Below are 15,105 nucleotides of genomic sequence, written 5' to 3' on the forward strand. Positions count from 1 at the left end.
TTATGTTTGGAAAGCGTTTTGTAATTACATCGGGTGATGCTCGTGTGGGTAAATCCACAGTTTCTAGGCTCTTGCTGGAATTGTACTTGAAAAGTAAATGCAATGCGCGTGTTTTCTACCACGGTTATCGTAACAAGCTATCGATGTATAAAACAAAAGGTTTTGAAATAAACCATTTGGGATTGTCTAGAGGCGATTCGGATAGATTATTACTTGACTTAGAAATGTTTCCAAATATTGATGTAGTTTTGACAGATATGCCAGGTCAAAACCAACAAGAGTTCAAGTTTTTTGATAAAGATGTTTCACTGATAGAAAATCTTAACCATTTCGGATATCGTGTTACTTTCTTGCACCCGATATCACATCGTAAAGACTGTGTTGAAGATTATCTTGAGGATTTATACCAGCATTTTGGTAGTCAAGTTGACTATGTTGTTATCAAAAATTATTACTTTGGCAAGCAATTTCGATACTATGAAGGTAGTAGATTCCAAGCTGATATTAAAAAATTAAATGGCTTGGAGCTAGTTTTGGGCGGGTTGCATAACGACTTTTACCAGTTGCTTGAGGATACTAGTTTACCCTATGCTCAACTTATTGAAACTGACTCCCCTCTTAATACTATTCAGCGTTCGATAGTATTCAACTGGATGGAGAATTTTAAGAATTCTGTTGTTTCTAATGTGATTGCTTCTAATTATTTAGGGCTGAGCAAGAACTGTACAGAACTAGCTTCTGTAGGTGCAAATCAACAAAATCCTTCCAATTTTGATGTAAATGAAGATATTGAATCTGAAGAATGGTAAGTATTAGCTTTACCAAATTGACAGTGAGGTTTTAAATTAACTATTTAAACAACCTATGACCAATATTGCAAAAGTTGTTGAAAAAGTTATTGCAGAATATTCTGAAGAAAAGAAAGCAGAGGTTACTGATTGGATACTTAAATTGGGTGTTCGACCTGATGACCCCTTGTTTAATCTATATGCCGAACTAGGTACAACCCAATTTGCGTTGCAGCAACTACCTGGTAGGCTTGACTCGCTTGTGATGGGTTGGACTGACATGGTAGACGATAAGTTAAATAGTGCTTCTAAGGTGGCAATACAGCAACAAAAAAGTGCGATCGCCCAAGCCGCTAAGGATTTAATTAAGATGACTAAGCAAGCTGGTGGGGCATTGCCTCTCTTGGGCGTAAGTAATTGGCGATTGGCACAAGTAGCGGGAGTGTTGGGTTTTGTACTGGCTTTGGGATCTACAATTGGTGTTTTTACATACAAAACTATTGCTGGAAGTGTAACTTTTCAGCAGGCGGCTTCTGGAACTGCTATTTTACAACCTGAAGATAAAAAGCTTCTGGATTGGGCTAAATCCAATGAAGGTAAGGTAGCACGTAGTATTTATGTTAGAAACGCTGCCATCATTAAAACTTGCCGCCAGCAGAAGAAGTATTCAGGCGGCTGCATAATTGCAGTTGATTAACTCTCTAGGCAACCCAGCCTTTGTATCCCTTATTACTCGTTTTAGCTGTATCTTTCTGACCATTTTGATTGGTTTTGACTTTGGTGTGGATTGCTTGAGTAACTTCTTCTTCGATTTTCATGTCTGCAAAGCTGAGGATTCCAGGCGGATAGCTTCGCGGATAGCGTTTAATCTATCTTTGACTCCTAACTTGATAAATGAATTATGTAAATATGACCTGACTGTACCTTCGGAAACATACATGACATTGGCAATTTCATTATTTTTCATGCCACCAGCCGCTAATTTGAGAACTGTAATTTCTTTATTAGAGAAATCACTTAACAAATCTAGTGAATCTCTATCGGCTGTGTCATTTGACCTAAGATTATCAATCAAAATACGATTAATAGTTGGGTCAATCCATGATTCATTATTGTACGCAGCCATTACTGCTTCAATGAATCTTTCTCCTACTTCTTCTCTGGCATTATTTTTACAGTAGTAGCAGTCTGCGCCATTACTAATTGCTGCGTTAATGGTATCTCGGCTGCTATTTGCAGTCATAACCACTATTTTAATTGACGTGGTTTGCATTTAATTAAACTTATGACATCAGTGCCATTGATATCAGGTAAATCAATATTTATCACCACGATATCTGGCTTTTGTTGGTCAACAATTTCTATTCCTTCTTTTCCGGTTTTTGCAAGGCCACATACCTGGATTTTACCAGTTTCAGATAATATCGTCGCCGCACCAACCCTAGATATGTTCTCATTTTCAATGATGACAACATTAATAGGTCTCATATTGCATACTGTTTGGTTTAGTATTGTCCCTGATAATAATACTTATAGCACGTACTTTTTACTGTTTCTTAATCTTTACAGTTACTATAAATTAATCAGTTTATTTAAAAACTTTATTATTCTTTTTTAAGAATTTACAAAGTGATGGGTTGGTTTATGTGGTTTTCGTTAAGCAATTTATTTACTAGGCAATTTTATTGATTGGTTTTAGTTTTAATAGTATTTATCGAATTTAGGGAGTCTAAACGATTTTTTATGAATATCAATAAACTTTTAGGATGGATAGAAAATATTATTGTTTGGTCTTTAATAGGAATGCTATGTTTGGTCGGGTTAGGTAGATTACCTATTAACCCGACGAGTTTATTTGATTTTACTGCGTCTTTTTATTATTTTTCTGTTGCGGTTGTTATTTGCCCCAAAACTCCCTTGAGTTTTAATAACAAGCTAATTTTGGGGTTTATAGCTTTTTCGTATGGTGTGTGCTTTGGGTTGATTTAATCTATCTCTTGAGCAGCATCCTGGTTTTTGAATTTTTGTTGGTTCTGTTCGCAGCGTGCTTGTTGCTCATCGAACAGAGCCTTAAACCGTTCAAATTCATTATAGGTAAGGTTATTGATGATGATAGAGTAATTCTCTGAGCTATTATTACGAGATGCTAGGAGTGCTTCTTGGCTTGCTTCTGAATCAGGCGAATTTCTATCAAGGCTAAGAGTTTGTGAGTCTTCTTCCAATTTGAGACTTGCAGTATATGCCTCACTTTTATAAATGATACTTTCTGTCTCTTTGTCTGGTTTTCCAAATATATTTAAACGGTCTAAAATTACAGGAATAACAAATTGTTGAATTTGGAAATTAGCGATAATAGATTGTACTTTATCGTGTTGACCTTCTTCTACTATATTGCCATTATTGTCGTCATTTTTATTTGTGAAGTTTTTTAGAACGTCTGGTTCAATTGTATTGTCTTTAGACTGGCTTAGTTCGGGTTGTAAAGATGACTCTTGGCTAACTGGATTAACAAAATTGATGGCTTCAATTTCTGTGGAGCTTAACTTTACTTCCTCTTGTGCTATTTCACTGATTCTATTTATTTCTGAATTTAAATTTAACACAGCCTCTTGTCGTTCCTCAGCAGTCGGAGGATTTTTTGCATATTCTTCAAATTTCTCATCAGGTATATTAAGCTGTGCGATTAATTCTCTGAGGAGACAAGCTTGCATTGCTGGAGTTAAACCTTCTACCGGAAACTCGATTAGTTCTTTCATAGTAAAATTACCTTTCTACTAAATCTTTTTTGACATCTTTGAATGCATTATTGATGCGATCGCTCATAACTTGAAAATCTTGTAATGTTTCATCACTAATGTTACTGACTTGAGTTTTTCCTTGTTTGACATATAACAAGATATTATCGTTTTTATCTTTAACTAAATAAGTTTGGTTTTGAGGTTGAGTAGCAATCTGATATTTTTCTGTTTGGACTGACATAATGCCATTAATATCTTCTTGTCCAATTGTCTTAACTACACGTTGAGCAATACTGGTCATCTCATTAACTTTTTCTAGTTCTTTAATGTCTTGTTCCATTGCCTTAAAAGCATTCTCAAGACTAATATTTTCTTGAATGTATAAATTAGTTATCTCTTGAATTCTATTGAGATATGTGTTTGATTTACCGAGTTTTTCAGCTGCTATATACCAGTCTTGGAGATTTTGCACTGTATTAACTTTCATCCGCTCGATAATGCTATCCATCGCTCCAAACTGCTGCATTTTGGGTTGATCAGGTGATGCGAGTGCTTGGTCAATATTTGATTGTTGGCTTTGTTGTGATGAAAAAATGCTCTTATTTTTAGAAATTAATGAGTTATCTGATATTTGTGTATTAGCAGAAATAATATCACTACTAACTTTGGTGTTTTCGATAGGATTAAATACTGTGTATCCTTGGGAAGTTTGTTCTACTTTGTACCCTTTTTCTTGAAGATAATTTTGAACTAATTGGTCAGTTCCTTGTGCGTTTCCAACTATAAAAGAGCTTTTCACTGCTATTGCCTTATCAAGTAAGGGCTTATAGTGATTTTCAAATGTTTGGGCAATTTGCTCGCTTGTTACTCCACGCCACGGGCCAGATCCGGACACCATAATGATGTCTTCTTTTGAGTAATTTCCTGTGTTGGCGCGTTCCCCCCATACTTGCTCGTAATTTCGTGTGCTTGAAGGTGTACCGGGGGGTGCAGCTGATTTACCGATAAACTGGGTAGCTATTTGGGCCATCGCAATGTCTTTTTTCATGTGTTCAGCGACGGCGGCGTTTATGGGTTCGAGTTGGGACAGTGGATTTGTTAGCGGCCGATCAGTCTGTTTGGACTTTTCTTGCTGGGTTTGTAATGTGCTTTGTTGTGATTTTTCAACCACATAGATATATGCTGCGCTGAGGGCTTGAATAAATGCGGATTCTTTACACCTACCCTCCCACTGTTTATCCTGGGCGTTAGTTATGCTTGTACAGTTCTCTAACCAATCGACTCCCCCGCGTTTGGCGATCGCCTCAGTCAGCCGGGGGTGTTGTTCGAGTTTAGCCTGAAGCACTTCTACCATTAGCTGGTATTCATCAACTGATGGATGCAACTGCTTTTGGTGATTAAATGCGTGTTCGGCGGATGCGTATGCTACCCCTTGAGGTTTTTGGACATGGGTTTCTACTCCATACTGCCCAGCAGGGGCTTCTGGATTATTTTTGACTGAAACTTGGTAATTGTTTTGCAGCTTGCCTTGTTCTTTGGCGAGTGCAGTGGCAAGGCTGAGTGCAACTCCTAGCCCATCTTTGGAGTCGGGGCTGATATTTACTGGAGTTGCAGGTTGTTTTTGGATGGTTGGGAACGGAACAATTTTGCCATTGACATAATCTCCTAGTGGCTCCATGAATAAGCCATATACCTGACTCTTACTCGCTTGAGTTTGGGTAAGTTCTTTTGGTGAATGCTTCTCCCATCTCGCCCAGGCTTGCTGGTAACTTGGGTCTTGAATCATTTGGGTGGTAATTTTGTATTGCTTACCTACCCGAAAAGCAACTTGCTCGCCGTTTTTACTTTGGGCGATCGCAATATCTCCCTCTTTGATACCATAAGTTTTTTGGTAGTCTACACCTCTGGTAGTGTGTATCCTACCGTGTCCACGCATAGCATTGATGGTTGTATCAACTGGTACTGCGGCAGCTTCACCGTGCAGATGCAGCGAATAAACCATTGGTACCGGTTTTCCAGATATAGTCGGGTTGTCTGGAATCTGAGGATTAGCAGCGCGTGCCGCAGTGGAATTGCCAATGGCGATAATTTCTTCGACAGTTGGTTGGTTTGAAGAGTTTGAGGGTATGTTTTGGGTGACTTTTCTGAGGCTGGTATAACTACGCTCTACTTTAATTTCTCCCCCAGGTGTCCACTCGTTAGCTTTGATGGTGAGGTCGTTGTTGCTTTGGACTACCGCACGCGGAGGTTGGTTTGAAGCGAGGAAGTTCTCAAATTTTTGGCGAACGCTGTTTTCTCTGCCCAGGTCATTTTTAATTGACCAGATGTTGATAGACCATCTGCCAGCCTCAGTATTCAGTGCAGCGTGTTCGTTTTTGCAGTTAAAGCGAGTTACTGTACCCGACTCAAGTTTAAACTCTTGGTATGGTGCGTCCTGATTCTCTTCCCTAGTCCATGCCATTCGTTCCTTAGCAGCACGATAGCCCCAGTCAGAATTTCCGATATTAATGCTGCGGGCTTCCGTCGCGGCGTAGGAGTCATCCCGGTGGTAGTTTATGCCAGCACCGGCGTTCTCGGAATAAGTTACCAGCACAATATCAGCGTCAGGATATACTTGCTTAACAAGTTCCATCAACTTGTCGTCCTGCACCCCTGGCTTAAAGTCTTTATCCTTCAAATCCCATTTTGCACCGACCCAGGCGACTTGTCTCAGTGGTGCATAGTTGGATTTGTCATTTTCAAGTATGGGTTTGAGGTGGGTTTCAAGATGCGATCGCAGCTGTTCTACTTTTTCCTCGCTTACCTTACCCAAGATTTCGATAGCTTTAGTTGGATCGGCTTGACGCGAGTTGGGTAGTAATATTGGTTGATTTTTAGCTCCTGATTGTGTATTATTTACTACTTGTATCTCAACCGCGTTTTGATAGACTTGTGAAATTTCTGTAACTGTGGCGTTAGTATTTAATTGAATATTAGTTGTATTCTTTTCTGGTAAAGCTTTAGCAGGAACAATTGGTACTGGAGAATCTTCTTGATTGAGTTCTCTTGGACGGTTAGGTAGTGCTTTTAGAGCTTTTTGGTAATCACTATTTTCTGGAATATAGTTTAATTTTAAAAGACTACCTTCAGTTGCAACTTTTTGATTTAACTCTGCACTAAGCTGTTCGTAACGGTCAAAACCATCAACTTCACCAATATTAATAGCTTCTCCAAGCAAAGTATTTAATTCTTCGGTTATTTCCTCACTAATCTCATTTTTATTAAAAATGAATGTAGCTGTGTTACTCTCAATAAAATAATCGTTTTTAGTAGACTTTGATTCTAACCAAGTGGCTACAGCTATCGCATCTTGTGCGGGAACTACTAATCCAAAAGCTTCTTTAGTTTCTACCTGCGCTTTATCGGGGGAAGTATATTGTTGATTTGGATTATAAAAATATACAGTTTGTTGGGGAATGATTGGTGTGGGTTGTGACGGTGTATCTACACTTTTGATATGACCACCAGCACGGTTAATAAAGGTTTGTCTTAATTCGTTGCTGATAGTAGTTTCATCAAGTACGAATACAGTCATTCCTTTTTTGGCTTCTAACCGAGCTTGTGATACAGGAAGCTGTTCGTATGATACTCCTACTTTTTCAAGATACTTTTTGGTTTTTTCGGTTAGATTTTCATCAACTGCTAATCCTAAAAGCCCTACTAATTTTTGTTCTTTATCTTGGAACATGATTGCAGGGCGTTCGTTGATTTTACTGAGTATTTGGTTGCGTTTTTCCTGCTGCTCGTCTCTGACAGGCTTTTCATTACTTATAAGCTGACTGCGTTTAACCCATTTGTCGGGATATTGTACTGTTTCTGGATTAATAATTATTTTACAAGTACTTTCATTACTGGTAATTTTTACAGGGATAGTGGTTCGTTGTTGGTTTGGGCGAATAATACCCGTATCAATTAATTTTTGTACAGTGCTACTTTCTTTCCTTTGCCACTGTTTTTGTATATTTCCTTTATTTAAATCAGCTTCGAGACGTTCATTATGCTGACCAATAATACCGAGTGATTGGTCGCCAATTTTAGCAATATAAACGTGCTTTTTATCAAATGCCCTAACTAAAGTTTCTTGAAATGCTTGGTTGTTAATCTCCTGTTTCTTGTATTTTGGATTCGTAATATTAATTCGTAATAGATTGCTTTGAGATGTTTCTGCTATAGCATAGGCATTTTGTCCAGTGATGATAGTTTGAATTTTAAGATGTAACTTTTGCCCATTCCCAGGCTTTTCTGCTAGCCAGCCTTGGGTAATACCTTCTTTGATTGATTCTTTATCAATATTACCTAGTTTTTCAGGTTTGTTACCATTTTGAAGATAGATAGTATAGTCTTCCCGAATCAGGTCAACCTTTTCAATTGTTAACATTACAGGTTCATTATTAAACCTTTGGAAATTTCCAAACTTATTAACTTCGCCTACTTTGAAAGTTAGTTCTGGTAGTCCAGGTACTTTGGTTGTAACAGAGGTGGTGTATACTTCACCTTTTTCAACACTGCCAATAGCGATAGTACCAATTGGTAGCCGGGCGTTACTTTGTTCAATATTTCCAAATGTTTTGTAACTACCCTCTTGATTCTGAATTTCAATTACACTTTTTCCATCTTCAGCTAGATTAAATCGAATACTCTGAGGTTGATTTTCATTAAGAAACTCACTATTCCGGTCAAACCCAGTGATACTAAACTCGGTAAACTTGAGTGTATCCAACTGACTGATAATCTCTTGAGGAAAGGCAGCAAAGGCGAAATTAGAAACTTTATTTTGGCGATCGCTACTTTTATCATTACCAGTCTCACGAGTAGTTGATACCGCCCAGGTGGCAGATGCCATTGCTAGCTTTTGGTCTTCTGGAATCGAATTATAAAATTCCTCTGCTATCTGGTAAGCTTTTTGGTAAAGAAGTTTAATTTGACCTTCGCTTAGTTCAGGTTGGAATGATATTTTGTTAGATTTTACTTCTTGTCCAAGTGTAATTCCTATTTCTTCGAGTTTATTTTCTTGCTCCCTCGCCAATGTCCCTAATTTTCTAAACTTGGGTTTACCATTCTCAGTTTCATCGTTAATTTGAGCATAAACTAAATATTTATGCGGACGGTTGTTGTTACGCTTATCTTCGGATATTTCTGATACTTTTATTGTAATTGTATTAGCTTTCCAGATAAATTCATTATCATACTGTAGAAGATTAGTTATACTTACTTGATTACCATTAGCAAGGGTAATATTTGCAGATGGCTTTTTTTCAGTTTCTTTTTGTTTAGATAGCTCGCTTGCTCGGTTGAATGATTTGTCGAATTCTTTTTTGATGAGGGTAGCTCTTAATCGCTGTTCGTGAGAAAATTCAACCCCTTTAAATAAAGCTTGAAATTGAACGATTTCACGCGATTCGAGGCGAGATTTTTCAAAATACTGATTGGTTTGAGCAATTAGTAATTCAACAGGTGAATATCCCGTCGGTTGAATTATGTTGTCAATATAGACATCTTTCTTCTTATCCTTAATATAGTTGACTTCCCGGTGAAGAATCCGGCTATTATTGCGAATAATTTCAATTTCGGGTTTTTTGGCACTCTTAAAAAGGTCAACTGCAATTTGATTTTGAAATGCTGCCTCGGCAATCATTTCACGGTACATTTGGGTATTAATGTTCATCGCCACTAGTGTATTGGTGGGTTCTTGTCGAACAGTTTTGATGAACTCTTCCATGTAACTGCGATACTTGCTTGGAATCTCCTTCCCTTCAATACCCTTGGATTTTGCCCAGGCTTCTGTTTTGAATAAATCTTCGTAGTGTTTGGCTACCTGCTGTACGTACTCAATTGAGTCTTTTTCACTACCAAAGTTTTTCAGAATCGTAATTTCTGACTCTAACGCCTCAATTGCGGTAAGGTGATTGTTGATAACACCCACACTAATGCCATCGCCCATGTGGATGGCGATTTCCTCAAATTCTGGCTGACTGCCATCTTCTTGGTAAAAAGATTGTTTTTTAAGTTTGACAGTTGGAGCGTAGGCGTTTTCAGGAAGGTTACGCTCCTTTGCCTCGGCGGTGAGGTTGGTATACTTGGTTGCCCGCTCGAAGCCGATACAATCACCATCGTAATCGCGTGCTTGACGCTCTTGTTCAGACTCTTGAGGAAGAATATCTAATTCATAACCAGCTGATTTTAGTTCTAAAATATACTGATTAAATTTGTTGGTAAACTCGATTTTATCTTGAGTTTCGAGCTTACTAATATTTTGGTCTAAGTAATTTTCAATACCTTCTAAGTGGATATTTTTTCCTTGAGCTTCTGACAGGATAGATTTAATTTGCTCATTGAGGCGGTTGTAAATGCGATCGCTTGTTTCGTCCGAGACAGCGATCGCACCAGCGAGAGGTTGACCATCAGGCCCAAGGATATCTTCTACAATTTTGTTAGTTGAGACGCACAGACCATTTGAGTTGAGGAAAGGGGAGCGGAAGTTGAGAACTTCTTCCCCATATTGATAATGCGGTATGAAAATTTCCCCATTTTGCAGGTCTTTGGAGGGGATGACCATTGCTCGCTCAAACGTGAGCGTCTTGCCGATGGCGATTTCTTTCCATTCGTTTTGGACGAACCGGGCGAGTTCGCGCTGTACTTTCTCAGTTTCGAGAAGTTGCCCCTCTCCTTGCAAGTCAGCTTTGATGAGTTTATAGATAAACGAATCAGTAGCAATGCGATCGCGCAAAGTTTCTAACTCTTCTGCTAATGTTGGATCTTCTGCTGCTTGTTCTTCTAGTGTGGTTGCTTGTTCTTCAAGAAAAGCTTTCCGTTTCTCGTACTTTTCGCAGTAAAGTTGTGCAAGTTGCCGAGGATCATCCTGTGCTTCTTTAAGCTTTTTGGCTTCAAGTTCTAATTGTTCAGTAAAGTCTTTCAGTCCGTTAGGGAATGAAGCGAGTAACTGCGATATAGCTGTCTTGCCGAGTTCAGATTGTGATTTTTCACCTAGCCAGATATTTTGTCGGTACAATCCAGGTTGAATTTGAGGCTTAGTCGAGCCATTAGGATTATCTTTATCAGTTCCCTTGAACGCAGATAAGGGAAGAATTAGGTCAATTTTAGTTGAGTTATTCGAGTTTTGATAATTGAGGATTTGCTCAAGGTTAGCAGGGCGTAATGTACCTTTACCAAAACGGTATTTGTTGTCATCTCCGTCTCGATCAGTCCAACCGAAGCGGTGCTGAATTACTCGATATTTATCACCTTTTTGATGCTTAGTCAATTCGTGATACAGGTCTTTTGATATTTGTCCGTAACAGTCTCCTGTTAACCGATATGCTTGGTCATTACTGATAATGCCGCCATTTTCACCATTACTATCATCAACTATTAGGATGTTTAACTCTTTATTGACAGCATTTTTACATGAACCAAGAAAGATAGACCCGTAAGCACCTCTATCTTTGTTATCAGGGCACTTTGTTATCAGGGCATAATTGTCTAATTGTATCTAGACATTCTTCGGGGCCATATAACAACCGAGTTTTTGATGATAATAATAATTTATGAGCTTCAGGATGATTAGTTAATTGTTCCACAGTAGACTTTTCGTCCATATGCCCGAACGAAAAGTTTACCCCAGGAAAGAAATATTCTAATAGGGTATTATTAAGTTCTTCCTTTAACAGCGAATCTGGATTATTTGTATTACCATCTGTATGAATCCATTGATTTAATCTAGTGTCAAAATGTTTAGCTTGAATTGTCATATATGAACAATTAAACTTATAAAATTAAATATAAATTTTTACTTTTTGGCACTAAAATACCCGTAGAGTTTAATTTTACTTTCTCTTTATCGGTAATCTATTCAACAAATTTCTAATTTCTCCTAGCAATTTATAAGTAATTAAAAATACATTTTTATAAAAATTTTACTTAGCTTTTTATTGATAAATACTTATTCAGTGTGATGTCAAAGTTTAAGTATGACAAAAAATATACAAACTTATTGGCTCCTTTTTACTTAGTTATAAATCCGTAGTAACTTTTGTAATGTTTGTGATTATGGTTGTGTTTGTAGTTTTAAGCAGAATGACAATGTGTTAAAAACTCAATACTAGATAGCATAGAGGCATCACAGTAGGGAGGCGATTAACACTGATGAGCATTGTAGACAGTATATTCATGCAGATGTTTGGTCGCCCGAAGGGTATGCTAGGTGGATGCAGGTGTAGAAGATTCTTCATCTGTGGTCAATTCAGCAATAAACACATCCAACGCTTGAGCGATGCGGTCTTTTGATTCAGCACGTTTTGATACACACCACTGTTGAAGAATCCGATCGCGTATTGCCTGATAATCAGTTACAGATAATTTGTTATGTAACTTCTCGGAAGTATACATCTGTAACTCTTGCCTGACAGCTGATAATTCTACCGTCAGGCTATCAACTTTCCCAATGCTTGTGTTAACTGTTCCTCTTTTTTCTGTAACTCATTCTGTAACTGTGCTAGCTCTGTTTTTAATTGATCCACATCAGAGGTCTTGGTTACAGATTTTTTACCTGTAACTTGTTTTTTGGGAGTAGGATTGCTCAAAGTAGTTGCAATTTCCTCCAGCCTAGTTACAGATAAATCTTCACAACGTCCTATATAGCGTTTTGTGAGAACACCGCCTTGTTTTCTGTAGCCGTACCAATAACTAGCCTGTCCCTTCGTTCCCTTCTCTTTGCGAGCAGTGTAAGGTGGTTCATTGTTATTGGGGACATATCGAAAAGATTGGGCAGTCAAGAGCCACCTCTGCCACTTCTCCCATTGCTTATTTATTTCAATAATGGAAGTGCTGTTATGAGGTGAAAGTAACCCCTCTCCTACTACTGAAAGCTTGCTCATGTTAGTTACCCATAACCTATCTGTAACTAATCTATACGTAATTTGAGTTAGATTACATAGATTTTCCGATCGAGTTACACAGAAAAAATATCTGTAACTCAAATCCAAACAGCGATCGCAGTTTATCCAAGCACGTATATGTCAACGCAATAAACAGCGGAAGATACCAATCTAATATTGCCAATTCCTCCAAAAAGCCTTAACGCACAGTTTTCAAGCTCTCCACAGAAGAGCTAAACATATCAGTGAAAATCGACATCACCGTGCGTTCCCTGAGCTTAATATTGGCACCTATGGACATCCCCGATTGCAACGGTATCTTGCGTCCATTCACCAAAAGCGACTGCTGTTCCAACTGCACTTTAGCAGGAAATCTGTAAAACGGATAAATCTGATCCGGTGGCAAGGCATCTGAGCCAATCCATACCAACTTACCTTTGATATCTCCAAACTCGCTAAAAGGAAATGAGTCAATCCTCACATCTACCGTCATTCCCTCTTTCACAAACCCAATATCTTTGTTAGTAATAAACACTTTGGCAATGAGCGCATCAGTAGGTACAACTTTGAGGATTGGTTCACTTCCTGTAACTACAAATCCTGGAGTATGTGCCTTGAGTTCAAAAATTGTACCTGCAACTGGTGCGACAATCTCCTGATACTTCAGATTCAGCCTTGTTTGGGCCAGTTGGCTATCAATCTCAGCAATGCGTTTGTTATTTTCTACTATGGCTTTCGTCAGTTGAGAGTCAATTTCTGCTATACGTTTATTATTTTCTGCAATTTGATTGAGCCAATCTCTGCGAGAAAGAGCAACAGTGTTTTGTAATTTCGCTACTCCTTGTGCTATGGCTGATTGCAAACGTGCCTTTTCTTGAATCAGTTGGTCAATTTCCGATAGTGCATTGCGGACTTCTTGTTCTTGTTTGAGGTACTGAATTTTGGAAATAGCCCCAGATTGCATGAGTGGGGTAACGTTATCCAAAATCCCCTGATTCATTACCAAGGTATCTTTGGTTGTAGCCAGTTTAATTTCAGCTTGTTGGAGTTGGCGTTTTGATTGGTCAACTTCCAACCCGGCAGCAGCTACACGGGCATTTAATTCGATTTGGTTGGATAAAAAGCGTTCTTTTTGTTCCAGTGTGAGGCGAACTTTAGATAAATTGTCATCTAATTGGGTACGATACACTTGGTTTTCTGCAACCAATGCGGCTCGACTTTTAGTCAAATCAAGCATCTCTTTGGGGACTGAAAGAGTGAGAGAGTGAGGGAGCGTAGACGCGGTAGCGGCTTCCCGCAGGGTGGGAGCGAGGGTATTTTCTCTCCCTCTGTTGCTCCTTCCCTCTCTCATTCCTTCTGTTAATTGTGTTTGATAAAACCGATTTTCTTGAATAAGAGAAGAGCGTATTTTTTGTAACGAATCTAACTGAGCTAATGCAGTAGTGGAGTCAAGACTTACAAGACGTTGCCCTTGTTTGACTTGCTTACCATCTTCAACAAAAATTTCTTTGACTACTCCACCGACAGGTGCTTGTACTTCCTTAACAGTGCCTGTTGGTTCCAGCTTACCAGTAGCAGAAACTGCTTCTTCAATTTTGGTTACGTTTGCCCAGATAATAGTACCAGCAGTTACTGCCATTAAACTCCACAAAATTGCTCTTGACCACTTCCTTGATTGAGTAAGAATAACTGGTTGGTCAAATTTATGGAGACTACGTGCTACAGTTCCAGGTGGTTTTGGTTCTATAGAGTCTGGTGTAGCGTGATTTGATAGCTGTTCCAATTGTTGGATAAAAGTTATTGATTGTTTCGGTGAGCTATTGCCATTACTTCCATTTTTACCGTTATCGTTAGTACCATTACCATTGTGGAAATCTTTGCTATTACCATTTGTACCGTTGACGTTATTGTTATTCATAATTAGTTTGTGTAAACGTGATTATTTATAAAGTTTTCGTTATTGATAGTTATTATTTGTAAGTGTTGGCTGTTTGTGAGAGTGTTATCTTTTTTGTTGGTGATTACTTGTTAAAGCTTTATGATTAAGCTTTTAATTGTTGGTTATTTATAAACTTTCTAGGTTAGAGAATTTAGATGGACTGTCTCATCCTCCCGCAGTCTCTTGTTGCTGATACAGACAGTAGTACAATCCTTTGAAAGCCATAAGTTCAGCATGAGTCCCCTGTTCTGCTATCTTCCCAGCGCTCATCATCAAAATAATGTCAGCACTCTGAATAGTCGCTAACCTATGGGTAATAAAAAGTACAGTTCTTCCTTTAAATGCTGCTGCTAAATTCAAACAACAGGAGCGTTCGGTGGCATAATCCAAAGCACTGGTAGCCTCATCTAGTATGAGTAATGGTGGATTTTGCAGTACAGTGCGGGCGATCGCAATCCTTTGTCTTTGTCCCCCAGATAAAGCAGCACCTCTTTCGCCAACACGAGTTTCATAACCCGACGGCAGGTTCATAATAAAGTCGTGGGCGCAAGCGATTTTGGCGGCTTCGACAATTTCTTCTGGCGTCGCGTCTGGCATTGTCAGGGCAATATTTTCTTGCACTGTGGTATCAAACAGAAGAGTATCTTGCAGCACCATGCCAATTTGTTGCCGCAAGGAGTAGAGTTCGACTTTGCTGATATCATAGCCATCAATGAGGATGCGACCAG

12 protein-coding genes are annotated in these 15,105 nt (G+C 38.6%); 3 read left to right on the forward strand and 9 right to left on the reverse strand.

Translation table 11 applies throughout. The features are described 5' to 3' along the window. Positions 1-2: 2 nt before the first annotated feature. Complete coding sequence (locus QUB80_RS23565; RefSeq protein WP_289791904.1) at positions 3-809, forward strand: hypothetical protein; 807 nt, start codon at positions 3-5, stop codon at positions 807-809. Between the two features lie 55 nt (positions 810-864). Next, on the forward strand, positions 865-1,485 hold the full coding sequence (locus QUB80_RS23570) for a DUF6753 family protein (RefSeq protein ID WP_289791905.1): 621 nt from the start codon (positions 865-867) through the stop codon (positions 1,483-1,485). A 117-nt stretch (positions 1,486-1,602) separates the two neighbouring features. Here the strand turns inward: QUB80_RS23570 and QUB80_RS23575 are convergent, their stop codons facing one another. Further along, the gene (locus tag QUB80_RS23575; RefSeq protein WP_289791906.1) at positions 1,603-2,031 is read right to left on the reverse strand and encodes a response regulator transcription factor; all 429 of its coding nucleotides are present in this window, start codon (positions 2,029-2,031) and stop codon (positions 1,603-1,605) included. 5 nt (positions 2,032-2,036) lie between these two features. After that, complete coding sequence (locus QUB80_RS23580) at positions 2,037-2,276, reverse strand: response regulator transcription factor (RefSeq protein WP_289791907.1); 240 nt, start codon at positions 2,274-2,276, stop codon at positions 2,037-2,039. 255 nt (positions 2,277-2,531) lie between these two features. Here QUB80_RS23580 and QUB80_RS23585 point away from each other — a divergent pair, with 255 nt between their 5' ends. Continuing rightward, positions 2,532-2,777, forward strand: a complete 246-nt coding sequence (locus QUB80_RS23585) for a hypothetical protein (protein ID WP_289791908.1) — start codon at positions 2,532-2,534, stop codon at positions 2,775-2,777. Here QUB80_RS23585 and QUB80_RS23590 read toward each other — a convergent pair. The 7 genes from QUB80_RS23590 to QUB80_RS23615 all read right to left on the reverse strand — a co-directional run. Further along, positions 2,774-3,544, reverse strand: a complete 771-nt coding sequence (locus tag QUB80_RS23590; protein ID WP_289791909.1) for a hypothetical protein — start codon at positions 3,542-3,544, stop codon at positions 2,774-2,776. The two genes, QUB80_RS23585 and QUB80_RS23590, sit on opposite strands and share 4 nt — an antisense overlap. Positions 3,545-3,551: 7 nt before the next feature. Next, positions 3,552-10,826, reverse strand: coding sequence for a hypothetical protein (locus QUB80_RS23595; RefSeq protein ID WP_502875314.1), 7,275 nt, complete (start codon positions 10,824-10,826; stop codon positions 3,552-3,554). Between the two features lie 187 nt (positions 10,827-11,013). After that, positions 11,014-11,313: a hypothetical protein gene (locus tag QUB80_RS35295; protein WP_502875315.1), complete on the reverse strand. Its 300-nt coding sequence runs from the start codon at positions 11,311-11,313 to the stop codon at positions 11,014-11,016. A gap of 448 nt (positions 11,314-11,761) precedes the next feature. Beyond that, positions 11,762-11,950, reverse strand: a complete 189-nt coding sequence (locus QUB80_RS23600; protein ID WP_289791910.1) for a hypothetical protein — start codon at positions 11,948-11,950, stop codon at positions 11,762-11,764. A 35-nt stretch (positions 11,951-11,985) separates the two neighbouring features. Further along, positions 11,986-12,438, reverse strand: a complete 453-nt coding sequence (locus QUB80_RS23605) for a hypothetical protein (RefSeq protein WP_289791911.1) — start codon at positions 12,436-12,438, stop codon at positions 11,986-11,988. Between the two features lie 199 nt (positions 12,439-12,637). Then, positions 12,638-14,356, reverse strand: coding sequence for a beta-barrel domain-containing protein (locus QUB80_RS23610; protein ID WP_502875316.1), 1,719 nt, complete (start codon positions 14,354-14,356; stop codon positions 12,638-12,640). Positions 14,357-14,542: 186 nt separating this feature from the next. Continuing rightward, positions 14,543-15,105 (reverse strand): ABC transporter ATP-binding protein (locus QUB80_RS23615; RefSeq protein WP_289791912.1); only part of this gene is annotated, 563 nt, incomplete at its 5' end.

The sequence above is a fragment of the Chlorogloeopsis sp. ULAP01 genome, assembly GCF_030381805.1.
Classification (GTDB): Bacteria; Cyanobacteriota; Cyanobacteriia; order Cyanobacteriales; family Nostocaceae; genus Chlorogloeopsis.